The organism is Profundibacterium mesophilum KAUST100406-0324, assembly GCF_009835145.1.
Lineage (GTDB): Bacteria > Pseudomonadota > Alphaproteobacteria > Rhodobacterales > Rhodobacteraceae > Profundibacterium > Profundibacterium mesophilum.
In genome coordinates, this window is the sequence record NZ_APKE01000020.1 from 18,923 (window position 1) to 31,798 (window position 12,876).

The following is a 12,876-nucleotide window of genomic DNA, read 5'->3' on the forward strand; positions in this document are numbered from 1 at the left end:
GGCGGACGGCCCCCGGCCTTTCCCATGAGCGGTGATGCCGGCGCCTTGAAGGACGCGTTGGGCCGCGAGGCGAGGGAAGCCGGTTTCACCCTCATGGGTATCTGCCGCCCCGACGCGATCCCCGAGGCCGCCGGCAGGCTCGCCAGCTTCGTCGGCGAGGGCCGCCACGGCCAGATGGAATGGATGGCCGAGCGGAGGGGCTGGCGCGGCGACCCCGCCGCCCTCTGGCCGCAGGCACGCTCCGTCATCATGCTGGCCCAGAGCTACACGCCCGAGCACGACCCGCTCGCGGTCCTGTCGCAGCGGGACCGGGCCGCGATCTCGGTCTATGCCGGCCAGAAGGATTACCACGACATCGTCAAGAAGGCGCTCAAGCGGGTGGGCCGATGGCTGATCGCCCGGGCGCCGCAAGCGCAGATCAAGGTCTTCGTCGATACCGCGCCCGTCATGGAGAAGCCCCTCGCGGCGGCCGCGGGTCTGGGATGGCAGGGCAAGCATACCAACCTGCTCGGCCGCGAGATCGGCAACTGGGTCTTTCTCGGCGCGATCTTCACAACGCTCGAGCTGCCCCTCGATGCCCCCGCGCAGGAGCGTTGCGGAAGCTGCCGCAAATGTCTCGACATCTGCCCGACGAACGCGTTTCCCGCGCCGTTCCAGCTCGATGCGCGGCGCTGCATCTCCTATCTGACAATCGAGCATCGCGGCCCGGTCGATCCCGAGCTGCGGCCCCTGATGGGCAACCGGATCTACGGTTGCGACGATTGCCTCGCGATCTGCCCGTGGAACAAGTTCGCGGTCGAGGCCTCGGAGACGCGCTATGCGATGCGCCCCGATCTCGACGCACCGCCGCTGCGCGAGCTTGCCGCGCTCGACGATGCGGCATTCCGCGCGAAGTTCTCGGGCTCTCCCATCAAGCGGATCGGGCGGGACAGGTTCGTGCGCAACGTCTGTTACGCCATCGGCAATTCGGGCCGGCCCGACCTCCTGCCCGCGCTCATCCCGCTTCTGGACGATCCCGATCCGGCGGTTGCCGATGCCGCCCACTGGGCTAGGATGCGACTGACCCCCGGCAGGGCGGGGGAGAGCTGAACGCCGCCGCGCAAGCGGCCGGCCAAGGATCGGAGGCGCCGTGGCGCAGGGAAGCTGGCTGCACCGTGCAGCGCTCGCGGCGGAACGCGGGATCGACAGAATTCGCCCGGCCCGCAAGTCGGACACCCCCGTGATCGACCCCCACAGGGGCTACAGCACGCCGGAGGGGCTGGTTCTGCGTGGCCGCGTGCTGGCCTCCTTGCGGAGCACCGCGCCGCATCCCGATCACGGCCTGCTCGACAATCTCAAGCAGATGGCCGGGCTCTTCCTGACCGATGAGCTTCCCGGCATCACCGTTTGCGCCCCGGCGCATGACGTGCGCGCGGTGAGCGACGAGGAAGGATATTTCTCGCTCGTCGTGCCGCGCTCGGCGGCCGGCGATCTGCCCGGCTGGCACGAGATCGCGCTCGAGGTCGACGGGGTTCCCGCCTCGCGGGTCGGCTGCCCGGTGCTCGTCACGGACAGCCGGGCAGAGATCGGCGTGATCTCCGATATCGACGATACGATGATGCAGACCGGGGCCTATTCCCTCGCGCTCAACCTCTGGACCACCTTCACCGGCTCCTCCCTGACGCGGAAGGTCTTCGAGGACAGCGTGGTGCTGATCGACCACCTCTCGGGCCATGGCCGCAACCCGGTCTTCTATGTCAGCTCCTCGCCATGGAACCTGCACAGTTTCCTGGTTCGCGTCTTCGCGCAGGCGGGGCTGACGGCGGGGCCGATGTTCCTGCGCGATTACGGTCTGGGCGAGGGGCAGTTCATCACCAACACCCATGGCGATCACAAGGGCGCCGCGATCGACCTGATCCTCGAGGCCAATCCGGGCCTGCCCTTCGTGCTGATCGGCGATACGGGCCAGCATGACGCGGAGGTCTATCTGGAGGCCGCGCACAGGCATGGCGGGCGCATCGCGGCGGTGATCCTGCGCGAGCCCGGCCCCGGCCCCGACGAGGCGAGCCGGGTGGCCATGGCCTCGATGAAACGCCTTGGCCTCAGGGTCGAGCATGGCAGCGACTTCTACGGCCTTGCAGAGGCGCTCGAGCGCAGCGGGATCGGGCCGGGAAGATCATGAACCCGCTCAGGGCCATCGGGCTGAAACTCGTCTCGGTCGCCCTCTTCGTCGCCATGTCCGCCCTCATCAAGGCCAGCTCGGACGCGGTGCCCCCCGGCGAGGCAGTGTTCTTCCGCTCCCTCTTCGCGATCCCGGTCATCCTCGCATGGCTGCTCTGGCGGGGCGATCTGTCCCATGGGCTGCGTACCCGCGATCCGGTCGGGCACCTGATGCGCGGGCTCGTGGGCTCGATGGCGATGGGGGCGAGCTTCGCCGGTCTCGCGCTGCTGCCCTTCGCCGAGGTCAAGGCGATCGGCTATGCCTCGCCGCTCCTCGTCGTGATCTTCGCCGCGATGTTTCTTGGCGAGCAGGTCCGCCTCTTCAGGCTGGCAGCGGTCGGGCTGGGACTGGCGGGCGTGGTGGTCATCCTGTCGCCGCGCCTCACGGCGCTCGGGGAGGACGGGCTCGACAGGAGCCAGCAGCTCGGCGCGCTCCTGGTTCTCGCGGCGGCAACCTGCGCCGCGCTCGCGCAGGTCTTCGTGCGCCGCCTCGTCGCGCGCGAAAGCACCGCGGCCATCGTCTTCTGGTTCTCGGTCAGCGCGACGGTGCTCTCGCTGCTGACCTTGCCCCTTGGCTGGCGGATGCCCGGTCCGGTGGCGGCGGGAATGCTGGTGATCGCGGGCCTGCTTGGCGGGCTGGGACAGATTTTCCTCACCTCGGCCTACCGCCATGCCGATGCCGCCGTGGTCGCGCCTTTCGACTACGCCTCGATCTTCTTCGCCATCGCGATCGGTTACTGGGCCTTCGACGAGATCCCGGGCAGCCGGGTGATCGGCGGCGCGCTGCTGGTCATCGCCGCCGGCGTGCTGATCATCTGGCGCGAGCGCCAGCTCGGGCTGGCGCGCGGCAAGGCCCGTCCCGGCATGACGCCGCAGGGCTGAAGCCGGCGCCCCCCCCTTCCGTCCCCGCCACCACCACCGGCGGGCACCCCGGATGACCCATGCGTAAGCTCTGGTTTCCGTCCCATCACTGCGCCATAGAAGGGGCATGGTGAACCCGGTGCATACGAGCTTCGAGGATGTGACGCTGACGCTTGACGGCAGGCGGATTTTCGACGGCTTCGATCTGGAGCTGCGCGAGCGCCGTGTCGGCCTCGTCGGGCGCAACGGGTCGGGCAAGTCGATGCTCGCGCGCCTTGCCGCCGGGCTCGTCGCGCCGGATCACGGCAAGGTGCGGATCGAGGGGGCGGACATCTTCCGCGACCGCGCGGAGGCGATCCGGCTCGTCGGCATCCTTTTCCAGAACCCCGACCACCAGATCATCTTCCCCACCGTCGAGGAGGAGCTGGCCTTCGGGCTGACGCAGCAGGGCCTGGGGCGCCGGGCCGCCCGCGCCGGTGCGACCGAGACGCTCGCGGCCTTCGGCAAGGCCGACTGGGCCGAGCGCCCGATCGCCACCCTGTCGCAGGGGCAGCGTCACCTGGTCTGCCTGATGGCGGTGCTGGCCATGGCCCCGCGCCTCGTGATCCTCGATGAGCCCTTCGCCGGTCTCGACGCGCCCACGATCGCGCAGCTGACCCGGCGCCTGGGCGCGGTCGAGCAGAACCTGCTGCATGCCAGTCACGATCTCGCGGCGCTCGCCGATTACGACAGGGTGATCTGGATCGAGGCGGGCCGCATCCTGCGCGATGGAGACCCTGGTGCGGTGCTCGCGGAATACGCCGAGCGGATGGCACGGGCGGGGGCGGATGAATGCTCTCTCTGACCTCGCCAATTCGCACGCCCTACCATGCGCTTCGCGCCTCGACGAAGCTACTGGCACTTTGCGTCTTCACCCTCGCCGTGACCCTGAGCGGCGATCCGCGCGCGGTCTGGGGCGCGGCCGCGCTGGTGGCGGGGCTCTACCTCGCAGGCGGGCTGCGTTTCGCGGCGGCCGGTCTGCGGATGCTGCGCCCGCTGGTCTTCTTCGTCGCCATCGTGGCCCTGTGGCACGGGATCCTGGGCGAATGGGCCGAGGGCGCGCTGGTGATCGGCAAGCTCGCCGCCGCCTTCGGCCTGGCCAATCTCGTGACCATGACGACCCGTCTCGACGACATGATCGCCCTGGTCGAGCGCGTGGCCGCGCCGCTCGCGCGGCTGGGGATCGAGCCCCGCCTCCCGGCGCTGAGCCTTGCCCTGGTGATGCGCTTCGTGCCTGTGCAGTTGCAGCGCGCGGCCGCCCTGGGCGAAGCCTGGCGGGCCCGCTCGCGCCGCCGCCCCGGCTGGCGCCTCGTGACCCCGCTCGCGCTTCTCGCGATCGACGATGCCGAACATGTTTCCGATGCCCTGCGCGCGCGCGGCGGCGTCCGCCCCCCCGCCTCATCGAAAGGATAAACAATGGAACGCAACCTCGCCTATGTCGCCCTCTTCGCGGCCCTGATCGCCGTGCTCGGCCTGATCCCCAAGATCACGTTGATGTCCGGCGTGCCGATCACCGCCCAATCCCTCGGGATCATGCTCTGCGGCACCGTTCTGGGCGCACGCCGCGGCGCGCTCGCCGTCCTGCTCTTTCTCGGCCTCGTGGCGCTGGGCCTGCCGCTGCTGGCGGGCGGACGCGGCGGGATCGGTGTCTTTTTCACCCCCAGCGTCGGCTACCTGATCGGCTGGCCGATCGCGGCTTATGCGACGGGCTGGATCACCGAGCGTTTCGGCGCGGGCAAGCCCCTGGCGCTGACGGCCGGGATCGCCTCCGTGATCGGCGGCATCGTGGTGCTCTACGTTCCGGGGATCATCGGCATGGCGGCGATGCTCGACAAGACGCTCCCGCAGGCGTCCCTGCTCGCGCTTCCCTTCATCCCCGGTGATCTGGTGAAGGCGGTGCTGGCCGGACTGGTCACGGCGGCGCTCGCCCGTGCGCGACCGGGCGCCGTCCTGTCGCGTTCGTGACCCCCCGCCGCTCGGTCAGGGCCTTCCTGCCCACGCCCGTGCCGCGCGCCACGGTGGCCGGTCTGCTGGAGGAGGCGCGGCGCGCGCCGAGCGGGGGGAACCTGCAACCGGGGCGCTTCCATGCCCTTGCGGGCGCTGCGCTCGCGGATCTGTCCGCGGCGCTGCGCCGGGCGATCGCGGATGGGCGCCCGCAGGTGTCGCAATATTCCTACTTCCCCGAGCCGATGCCGCCGGAGCTGAAGGCGCGCCAGCGCGCGGCCGGTTACGCGCTCTATGCCGCGCTGGGCATCGCACGGCGCGATCTGGCCGGGCGGCGGGCGCAGTTCGACCGGAACTACGACTTCTTCGGCGCCCCCGTGGGCATCGTCGTCAGCATCGACCGGCGTCACGGGAAGGGCGGCTTCATGGATCTGGGCATGGCGATCCATGCGCTGCTTGATGCTGCACACCGGGCCGGGCTGCACAGTTGCGGCATCGGTGCGCTGGCCCATTACGGCGACCTGGTGGCCAGCGAGATCGGCCTCGGCGCGGAGGAGATCGTGGTCTGCGGCATCGCCCTTGGCCATGGCGACATGGCGCATCCGGTCAACGGCGTGCGGACCGAGCGCGCGCCGCTCGACGATTACGCCGTGCTGCGCGGCTTTACCGATCCCGCGTCAGGATAAGTGCCGATCCCAGCCCTCCCGCCGCCGCGATCGCCGCGAGCCCCGACGCCCCGGCGGGAGATGCCGCGAGTTCGGCACACAGGCGCACGGCCAGGATGGCGCCCGACGCGCCCACGGGATGCCCCCGCGCCAATGCCCCGCCGCCGCGATTGACGATGCCGGCCGGCAGCCCCGCTCCTTGCGCGCAGGCGATGGCCTGCGCCGCGTAGGCCTCCATGATCTCGGCAACCGCGAGATCGGCCGCCGCGATCCGCGCCCGCCCGAGCACGCGTTCGATCGCGGCCACGGGGGCCAACCCCGGCAGCTCCGGATTGCCGCCCAGCGCGGCCCAAGGCCCTACCGCGATGCGCATCGCGCCCGGCGCATGCGCGAGCCGCTCGGCCGCCCGCGCGCTTGCCACGAGACAGAAGGCCGCCCCGTCCGCCGCGACGGCAGCGGTGGCGGCGGTGATGTTGCCCGACAGGACCGGCGCGCGGGACAGGAGGCGCTCCCCCAGGTGGCGGGCGAAAGGGTCATGCCGCAGGGCAGTGGGCGGCACGGGAGCGATCTCCCGGACCAGGCGCGCCGCCGCGCCCAGCGCCGCCTCATGGCTGCGCCTTGCCCATTGCTCCTGCTGGCCGCGGGAAATACCGCATGTCTCGGCCAGCGCCGCGGCGGCATCGGCCATGGCCGGATCGCGATCGGGCCAGGGTGTGAAGCGGGCCTGGTCGTAGAAGCGGGGCGGGCCGCCATCGGGATCCTGCTCGGCGCGCAGGGGGCGGCGGGAGTAGCTCTCGGCCCCGCCGGCAAGGACGAGATCGGCCTGTCCCGTCTCGATCATCATCGCCGCGATCCCGATCGCATCGAGCCCGCCGCAGCATTGCCGGTCGATGCTCATCGCGCCCGCGCCGAGCGGCAGGCCGGCGGCGAGCGCGATGGCGCGCGCCGGATTGCCGCCCGCGCCAAGCGCGTTGCCTGCGAGCAGATCGTCGACCATGCCGGCCGCGGCGCCCACCTGCGCGAGACAGGCCCGCGCCGCGGCAGCTCCCAGGTCGTGCAGCGCGATGCCCGACAGGGCGCCGCCGCGCGGGGCGACGGGGCTGCGTCTTGCCGCGATGATGTAGGCGCGGCTCATCCGCGGGCCTCGCCGGGCATCTTTCGCGCTCCATCCGCATGCCCGCCGGCATCCGTATCTCCGCCGGAATCCGCCGCGAGGGCGGCGTAATCCGTCTTGCCGGATGCCAGGCGCGGCCAGTCGCGATGCAACACGGCACGGCGCAGCCCGCAGCGGGGTCCGAGTGCCGCGCGGCAGGCGCGCAGCGCGCCCCAGGGGCGATACCCGGCCTCCGGCGCGAGCAGGAGATGGGCCTCGATCACGGTGCCGCGCCGCGCATCGGCCAGCGGCACGATGGCGGCCTCCTCGACGCCGGGAATGCGGCGCAGATCCGATTCGGCCATGTCGAGACGCAAAACACGGTCATTGACCTGCACCACCCGCCCGCTCCGGCCGGTCAGCCTGAGCACCGGCGCGGCCCCTGGGGTCGCCGGATCGAGGATGCCGCGCTCGCCGATGCTCAGGTATCCGTCCTCGCGCCGCAGGTCGGGGTTTCCCGCCGCATCGCCCCCCTCGTAACCGCCGAAAAGATAGGGGCTGCGAACCCAGATCACCCCCTCCCGCCCCGGGCCCAGCGTCTCGCCCTCCGGCGAGCGGATCACGATCTCGACCCCCGCATAGGCCGCGCCGACGGCGCCCGGCGGGGTATCGGGGCCCGACAGGGCGATGAAGCTTGTCTCGGAGGCGCCGTAGAACTGATGCAGCGCCGCGTTCGGGAAAAGGGTGCGTGCCATTGTGCGCGTCGCATCGTCGAGCGCCGCGCCGCCGATCAGCAGATCGCGCAGACAGGGCGCCGGGGGCAGGGCGCGGCGCGCGGCGGCATGGGAAAGCTGCCGCAGTTGCACCGGGGTCGCCCAGAGCAGATCGACCCGCTCGGAGGCAAGCGTTCGCATCTGGCGGTCCGGACGCAGCGCATGCAGCATCCACAGGCGGGCGCCGAGATGCAGCGCCTCGAGGGCACCGTAGAGCGGCAGCGTCGCGCCGGGCCCGCCCAGCGTGGCCACCCGGCGCGCCGGCCCGATGCCGAAATGGTCCGCATTGACATGGAAACTGGCGATCCAGCTTTCCTGGCCGCGATGGAACCACTTGGCGGGCCCCGTGGAGCCGGAGGTGGCGGCCAGCAGGCGCGGTTCGGGGCCCGGACGGTGGATCAGCGAAAGCCGCCCCCCATCCTCGCGCAGGCCGACATCGCCATCGGGGGCCGCGCGCAGGAGCTGCTCTATGGGCGCGGTATCGGCGCCCGGCATGTGCAGGAGGGCGGCGGGATGGCGCCGGAAATGCCGCGCCTTCACGGCGGCCCCGGATGGCGCGGGAGGATCGGCGGCGCGATTCGTGCTATGCTCGTCCACGGGGGAGACATTGGAGAGGTGATCCCATGACCAGACATCCACTCGATCCGCAAAGCCGTCACGGCGCCGGCGCCAGGCTGGGCCATTACCTCGGCCTGGAGCGCCGGGAGCGCCATCACGGGCCGCATGCGGCGATCAGGTTCCTTAGCCGCCTGCCGCGCGCCGGGCAGGGCGGCAGGCTGCGGGCCTTCGCCGCGCATGCGCGCGCCGTGACGCCCGCGGCGTCGCGCAGGGAGCCGCCGGGCTGAGGCGTCACGCCCGGACGAGCTTCTCGTAATCGGCCGCGATGCCCTGCGCCAGCGCGCCGACCTCGAACCTGAAATCGCCGATGCTGCCGACGGGGGTGACCTCGGCGGCGGTGCCGGTGAGCCAGCACTGTTCGAAGCTCTCGAGTTCCTCGGGCATGATATGCCGCTCATGCACCTTGACCTGGCGCTCCCTGAGCATCCCGATGACCGTCTGCCGGGTGATCCCGTTCAGGAAACAGTCGGGATCGGGGGTGTGCACCTCGCCGTCCTTGACGAAGAACATGTTGGCGCCCGTGGCCTCCGCCACGTAGCCGCGGTAATCGAGCATCATCGCATCCGAGCAGCCCTTCGCCTCGGCCGCGTGCTTGGACATGGTGCAGATCATGTAAAGGCCGGCGGCCTTCGCCTGGCTCGGCGCGGTCTCGGGCGAGGGGCGCTTCCATTTCGAGATGTCAAGCTTGGCGCCCTTCATCTTGGCATCCCCGTAATAGGCGCCCCATTCCCAGGCGGCGATCGCGAGGCGGACGGGGTTGCGCGCGCTGGCGACGCCCATGTCGGGGCCCGCCCCGCGCCAGGCAAGAGCGCGCACATAGGCATTCTCGAGCCCGTTTGCGGCAAGCACCTTGGCCTTTGCCTCCTCGATCTGATCGACGCTCCAGGGGATCTCGAAATCGATCAGCTCGGCGGAGCGATGCAGGCGTTCGGAATGCTTGCGCGATTCGAAGATCCTGCCGTCGTAGCAGCGCTCGCCCTCGAAGACCGACGAGGCGTAGTGGAGCGCATGGGTCAGCAGGTGGACGTTGGCGCCGCGCCAGTCGACCAGCTCTCCGTCCATCCAGATCTTGCCATCCTTGTCATCGTAACCACCAGACATGAGTCGTCTCCCTGAAGTCGGATTTCCCGCAAGTTTCAAAACAAGGCCCGAAACGGACATAATGTTGCGCCGAATATGGGCAATCGCTAACAGTGAAGGGTTGGAATGTCAATAAGGCTGACCTAGACTGCTGCCTGCGAAAGTGGCACGGTGCTGAAGGAGGGGGCAATGTCCGAACGCGTGAGCGGCCCTGGCGGCGAAAATCTTCTGTTCCTGACCGATGTGCAGCTGCGCAAGGGCATCGAGGCGATGTTCTATGCCTATCGCGGCTTCACCGCCGATCCGGACCGCATCCTGTCGCGCCACGGCTATGGGCGGGCCCATCACCGCGCGGTGCATTTCATCAACCGCTGGCCGGGAACCACGGTGAACAACCTGCTCGGGATCCTCGGCGTGACCAAGCAATCGCTCAACAGGGTGCTCAGGACCCTGATCGAGGACGGCCTTGTAGAGAGCCGGGTGGGGCATCGCGACAAGCGCGAGCGTCACCTCTTCCTGACCGAGCGGGGAAGCGCGCTCGAACAGGCGCTCAGCGACGCGCAGCGCAGCCGGATGCGCGCGGCCTATCGCCGGGCGGGGCCCGAGGCCGTCGCCGGCTTCCGCCAGGTTCTCGAGGCGATGATGGACCCCGAGATGCAGCGCCAGTTCGAGGGCAGTTGCGAGCGGGTGCGATGAGCCAGGCGAGCGACCAGCACCTGTTGATCGTCGATGACGACGAACGCATCAGGACGTTGCTCAGCAGGTTCCTCAAGCGTCACGGCTTCCTCGTGACCGCGGCACGCGATGCGTCCCATGCGCGCCGGCTTCTGGCCGGGCTGGAATTCGATCTGCTCGTGGTGGACGTGATGATGCCCGGGGAGGACGGGATCTCCCTCACCCGGGCGCTGCGCGATCAAAGCCAGGTTCCGATCCTACTGCTGACGGCCAAGAGCGCGGCGGGCGACCGGATCACCGGGTTGGAGGCCGGGGCGGACGACTACCTTCCCAAGCCGTTCGAGCCCAAGGAGCTTCTGCTCAGGGTCAATGCGATCCTGAGGCGCATTCCGCAGGAGGCGCCGGCCGACAACCTGCCCAAGGTCCTGCATCTGGGCGCGGTGCGCTACGATGCCGAGCGCGGTGAGCTGTGGAACGGCACGGAGTTGGTGCGCCTGACATCGACGGAGGCGCAGTTGATGCGGATCTTCGCGGGGGTGCCCGGGGAGGTCGTGAGCCGCTCGCAACTGGTCGAGGACCTGGGACGCGGCGGCGGCCCCGAGGGCGGCGGCGCCCAGGACCGGGCGGTCGACGTGCAGATCACCAGGCTGCGCCGCAAGATCGAGGCCGATCCGCGCCAGCCGCGCTATCTCCAGACCGTCCGGGGGGCGGGGTACATGCTGGCGCCCGACTGATCGTGCCGGAAAAGGGCCGCACGGGGCGGGGAAGACATGCAACCGGGGGCGCCGGCGGCGGCCGTGCCTTCGGCGAAGGTATTTTGAACGAAGATGAAGGAGAGGGGCAATGACGCTCGCTGTGTTCACCGACGAGGGCGGGCGCGCCCACGTGACCCCGCATGGCCATCCCGAACAGGTGGCCCGGCTCGATGCGGTCGAGGCCGCGCTGGGGGATATGCCAAGGCGCCGGGCCCCCCGCGCCGATGACGCCGAGGTGCTGCGCTGTCATCCCGCCCGTTACCTGCAGAGGCTGCGCGAGGCCGCGCCGCGCGAAGGCACGGTGGTGCTCGATGCCGATACGCATATGTCGCCCGGCACGCTGGAGGCGGCGCTGCGCGGGGTCGGCGGTTGCGCGGCGGCGGTCGACGCGGTCCTGTCGGGCGAGGCGCGTCGCGGCTTCAGCGGTTGCCGCCCGCCCGGACATCACGCCGAGCGCGAGCAGGCGATGGGGTTCTGCCTTTTTGGCAACGTGGCGATCGCGGCAAGGCGCGCACTCGATCACCACGGCTTGGAGCGCGTGGCCATCGTCGATTTCGACGTGCACCATGGCAACGGCACGCAGGATCTCCTTTGGGACGAAGAGCGGGTTCTTTTCATCTCCTCGCACCAGATGCCACTCTACCCGGGCAGCGGAGCGCGCTCGGAGACCGGTGCGCATGGGCAGATCGTGAACCTGCCGCTCGAGGCGGGGAGCGGCGGCGCGCGGATGCGGCAGCTCTACGAGGCGGAGGTCTTCCCGGCGCTGCGCAGGTTCGATCCGGACCTGATTCTCGTCTCGGCGGGCTTCGATGCCCATGCCGACGATCCGCTGGCGCAGTTGAACTGGCAGGACGAGGATTTCGCATGGATCGCCCGGAAGCTCTGCGCGCTTGCCGACGAGACCTGCAACGGCCGGCTGGTCTCGACTTTGGAGGGCGGCTATGATCTTGCCGCCCTGGAGCGCTGCGTAGCGGCGCATGTCGCCATTTTGCAGGAGCCGAGCACATGACCGACACCCCCGTGAGCGAGATGAGTTTCGAGGATGCGATGGCCGAGCTCGAGCGTGTCGTGGGCACGCTTGAATCGGGCGATGCGAGCCTCGACGATTCGATCCGCCTCTACGAGCGCGGCGCCGAACTGCGCAAACGCTGCGCGGACGAGCTGCGCCGCGCCGAGGAGAAGGTGGCGGCGATCACGCTCGACGAGCAGGGCCAGCCCAAGGGTGTCCAGCCGCTCGACCCGGCATGAGTTTCGAGACGGCGCGCGCGGCAAGCGCCGCGGCGATCGAGGCGCGCCTACACGAGGCCATCCCGAGCGGCGGCGAGCCTCTCCATGCCGCCATGCGCTACGCGTTGCAGGGCGGCAAGCGGCTGCGCGGTTTCCTGACCGTCCAGGGGGCCGCGCTGCATGGGCTCGACCTGCCGCGATCGCTCGAGGCGGCGGCGGCGATCGAGGCGCTCCATGCCTATAGCCTGGTGCATGACGACCTGCCCGCGATGGATGACGACGACCTGCGCCGGGGCCGTCCCACCGTCCATGTCGAATGGGACGAGGCGACGGCGATCCTGGTGGGCGACGCGTTGCAGAGCCTTGCCTTCGAGCTGCTCTGCGATCCGCGCTGCCATCCGGGCCCGGCGGTCCGCGCGCAACTGGCGCTGGAGTTGGCACGGGCGGCGGGCGGCGGCGGCATGGTGCTGGGCCAGGCGCGCGACATCGCGGCGGAGACGAGCGCCATGCCGCTCGATCTGGAGCAGATCACCGCCCTGCAGGATGGCAAGACCGGGGCGCTCATCCGCTGGGCGGGGCGCGCCGGGGCGATCCTGGGCGGCGCCGATCCCGCGCCGCTCGACGCCTATGCCGCGGCGCTCGGTCTCGCCTTCCAGATCACCGACGACATCCTCGACGTGACCGGGGATGAGGCGGCGGTCGGCAAGCGGGTCGGCAAGGACGGGGCCGCCGGCAAGGCGACTTTCGTCTCGCTGCTGGGGCTCGGGGGCGCGCGCCGCCGGGCGGAGGGGTTGCACGAGGCGGCCTGCGACGCGCTCGCCTCCTACGGCGCGGCTGCCGATCCGCTCAGGGAACTGGCGCGCTATGTCGTGGGACGCGACCGCTGAGACGCCGTTTGCGCTGGGCCGATTGGCCTTGTATGTGAAGCGCGTTGTGCGAAAGGGCGA

The 12,876-nt window shown here is 70.4% G+C and carries 16 protein-coding genes; 13 read left to right on the forward strand and 3 right to left on the reverse strand.

The genetic code is table 11. The annotated features are described in order from the left end of the window. Positions 1–24: 24 nt before the first annotated feature. From queG to PMES_RS08315, 7 genes are all read left to right on the forward strand, one after another. Positions 25–1,089: a tRNA epoxyqueuosine(34) reductase QueG gene (gene queG / locus PMES_RS08285; RefSeq protein ID WP_159965243.1), complete on the forward strand. Its 1,065-nt coding sequence runs from the start codon at positions 25–27 to the stop codon at positions 1,087–1,089. Between the two features lie 40 nt (positions 1,090–1,129). Beyond that, positions 1,130–2,161 (forward strand): App1 family protein phosphatidate phosphatase, encoded by a 1,032-nt coding sequence (locus PMES_RS08290; RefSeq protein ID WP_236549746.1) that lies wholly within the window; start codon positions 1,130–1,132, stop codon positions 2,159–2,161. After that, entirely contained in the window at positions 2,158–3,081 is a 924-nt protein-coding gene (locus tag PMES_RS08295; RefSeq protein ID WP_159965244.1) for a DMT family transporter, read from the forward strand. The genes PMES_RS08290 and PMES_RS08295 overlap by 4 nt, the downstream gene beginning before the upstream one ends. Positions 3,082–3,187: 106 nt before the next feature. After that, positions 3,188–3,904, forward strand: a complete 717-nt coding sequence (locus tag PMES_RS08300; RefSeq protein ID WP_159965245.1) for an energy-coupling factor ABC transporter ATP-binding protein — start codon at positions 3,188–3,190, stop codon at positions 3,902–3,904. Next, positions 3,892–4,512, forward strand: coding sequence for an energy-coupling factor transporter transmembrane component T family protein (locus tag PMES_RS08305; RefSeq protein WP_159965246.1), 621 nt, complete (start codon positions 3,892–3,894; stop codon positions 4,510–4,512). The genes PMES_RS08300 and PMES_RS08305 overlap by 13 nt, the downstream gene beginning before the upstream one ends. Before the next feature lie 3 nt (positions 4,513–4,515). Further along, on the forward strand, positions 4,516–5,064 hold the full coding sequence (locus PMES_RS08310; RefSeq protein WP_159965247.1) for a biotin transporter BioY: 549 nt from the start codon (positions 4,516–4,518) through the stop codon (positions 5,062–5,064). Beyond that, entirely contained in the window at positions 5,061–5,729 is a 669-nt protein-coding gene (locus tag PMES_RS08315; protein WP_159965248.1) for a nitroreductase, read from the forward strand. The genes PMES_RS08310 and PMES_RS08315 overlap by 4 nt, the downstream gene beginning before the upstream one ends. On the opposite strand, the gene PMES_RS08320 is transcribed toward PMES_RS08315, so the two are convergent. Then, a complete protein-coding gene (locus tag PMES_RS08320) occupies positions 5,707–6,843 on the reverse strand; it encodes an acetyl-CoA C-acyltransferase (RefSeq protein ID WP_159965249.1) in 1,137 nt (378 codons plus the stop codon). The genes PMES_RS08315 and PMES_RS08320 overlap by 23 nt on opposite strands. Continuing rightward, positions 6,840–8,171 (reverse strand): AMP-binding protein, encoded by a 1,332-nt coding sequence (locus PMES_RS08325; RefSeq protein WP_159965250.1) that lies wholly within the window; start codon positions 8,169–8,171, stop codon positions 6,840–6,842. Before PMES_RS08325 ends, PMES_RS08320 begins: the two co-directional genes overlap by 4 nt. A 26-nt stretch (positions 8,172–8,197) precedes the next feature. Here PMES_RS08325 and PMES_RS08330 point away from each other — a divergent pair, with 26 nt between their 5' ends. Next, positions 8,198–8,419 (forward strand): hypothetical protein, encoded by a 222-nt coding sequence (locus tag PMES_RS08330; protein WP_159965251.1) that lies wholly within the window; start codon positions 8,198–8,200, stop codon positions 8,417–8,419. Between the two features lie 4 nt (positions 8,420–8,423). Here the strand turns inward: PMES_RS08330 and PMES_RS08335 are convergent, their stop codons facing one another. Then, complete coding sequence (locus PMES_RS08335; RefSeq protein WP_159965252.1) at positions 8,424–9,293, reverse strand: branched-chain amino acid aminotransferase; 870 nt, start codon at positions 9,291–9,293, stop codon at positions 8,424–8,426. A 168-nt stretch (positions 9,294–9,461) separates the two neighbouring features. Here PMES_RS08335 and PMES_RS08340 point away from each other — a divergent pair, with 168 nt between their 5' ends. The 5 genes from PMES_RS08340 to PMES_RS08360 all read left to right on the forward strand — a co-directional run bounded on the left by PMES_RS08340 (position 9,462) and on the right by PMES_RS08360 (position 12,816). Continuing rightward, complete coding sequence (locus tag PMES_RS08340; RefSeq protein WP_159965253.1) at positions 9,462–9,968, forward strand: MarR family winged helix-turn-helix transcriptional regulator; 507 nt, start codon at positions 9,462–9,464, stop codon at positions 9,966–9,968. Continuing rightward, positions 9,965–10,681 (forward strand): response regulator, encoded by a 717-nt coding sequence (locus PMES_RS08345; RefSeq protein ID WP_159965254.1) that lies wholly within the window; start codon positions 9,965–9,967, stop codon positions 10,679–10,681. The genes PMES_RS08340 and PMES_RS08345 overlap by 4 nt, the downstream gene beginning before the upstream one ends. 109 nt (positions 10,682–10,790) lie before the next feature. Further along, positions 10,791–11,711, forward strand: coding sequence for a histone deacetylase family protein (locus PMES_RS08350; RefSeq protein ID WP_159965255.1), 921 nt, complete (start codon positions 10,791–10,793; stop codon positions 11,709–11,711). After that, positions 11,708–11,950, forward strand: a complete 243-nt coding sequence (locus PMES_RS08355) for an exodeoxyribonuclease VII small subunit (RefSeq protein WP_159965256.1) — start codon at positions 11,708–11,710, stop codon at positions 11,948–11,950. The genes PMES_RS08350 and PMES_RS08355 overlap by 4 nt, the downstream gene beginning before the upstream one ends. Next, positions 11,947–12,816 (forward strand): polyprenyl synthetase family protein, encoded by an 870-nt coding sequence (locus tag PMES_RS08360; RefSeq protein ID WP_159965257.1) that lies wholly within the window; start codon positions 11,947–11,949, stop codon positions 12,814–12,816. The genes PMES_RS08355 and PMES_RS08360 overlap by 4 nt, the downstream gene beginning before the upstream one ends. Positions 12,817–12,876 lie beyond the last annotated feature (60 nt).

Bases quoted from the DNA above. Each gene is read 5' to 3' on its own strand.
- PMES_RS08330 (WP_159965251.1), top strand. From the start codon at position 8,198: ATGACCAGACATCCACTCGATCCGCAAAGCCGTCACGGCGCCGGCGCC.
- PMES_RS08305 (WP_159965246.1), top strand. From the start codon at position 3,892: ATGCTCTCTCTGACCTCGCCAATTCGCACGCCCTACCATGCGCTTCGC.
- PMES_RS08345 (WP_159965254.1), top strand. From the start codon at position 9,965: ATGAGCCAGGCGAGCGACCAGCACCTGTTGATCGTCGATGACGACGAA.
- PMES_RS08295 (WP_159965244.1), top strand. From the start codon at position 2,158: ATGAACCCGCTCAGGGCCATCGGGCTGAAACTCGTCTCGGTCGCCCTC.
- PMES_RS08310 (WP_159965247.1), top strand. From the start codon at position 4,516: ATGGAACGCAACCTCGCCTATGTCGCCCTCTTCGCGGCCCTGATCGCC.
- PMES_RS08350 (WP_159965255.1), top strand. From the start codon at position 10,791: ATGACGCTCGCTGTGTTCACCGACGAGGGCGGGCGCGCCCACGTGACC.
- PMES_RS08300 (WP_159965245.1), top strand. From the start codon at position 3,188: ATGGTGAACCCGGTGCATACGAGCTTCGAGGATGTGACGCTGACGCTT.
- PMES_RS08320 (WP_159965249.1), bottom strand. From the start codon at position 6,843: ATGAGCCGCGCCTACATCATCGCGGCAAGACGCAGCCCCGTCGCCCCG.
- PMES_RS08355 (WP_159965256.1), top strand. From the start codon at position 11,708: ATGACCGACACCCCCGTGAGCGAGATGAGTTTCGAGGATGCGATGGCC.
- queG (WP_159965243.1), top strand. From the start codon at position 25: ATGAGCGGTGATGCCGGCGCCTTGAAGGACGCGTTGGGCCGCGAGGCG.
- PMES_RS08335 (WP_159965252.1), bottom strand. From the start codon at position 9,293: ATGTCTGGTGGTTACGATGACAAGGATGGCAAGATCTGGATGGACGGA.
- PMES_RS08360 (WP_159965257.1), top strand. From the start codon at position 11,947: ATGAGTTTCGAGACGGCGCGCGCGGCAAGCGCCGCGGCGATCGAGGCG.
- PMES_RS08340 (WP_159965253.1), top strand. From the start codon at position 9,462: ATGTCCGAACGCGTGAGCGGCCCTGGCGGCGAAAATCTTCTGTTCCTG.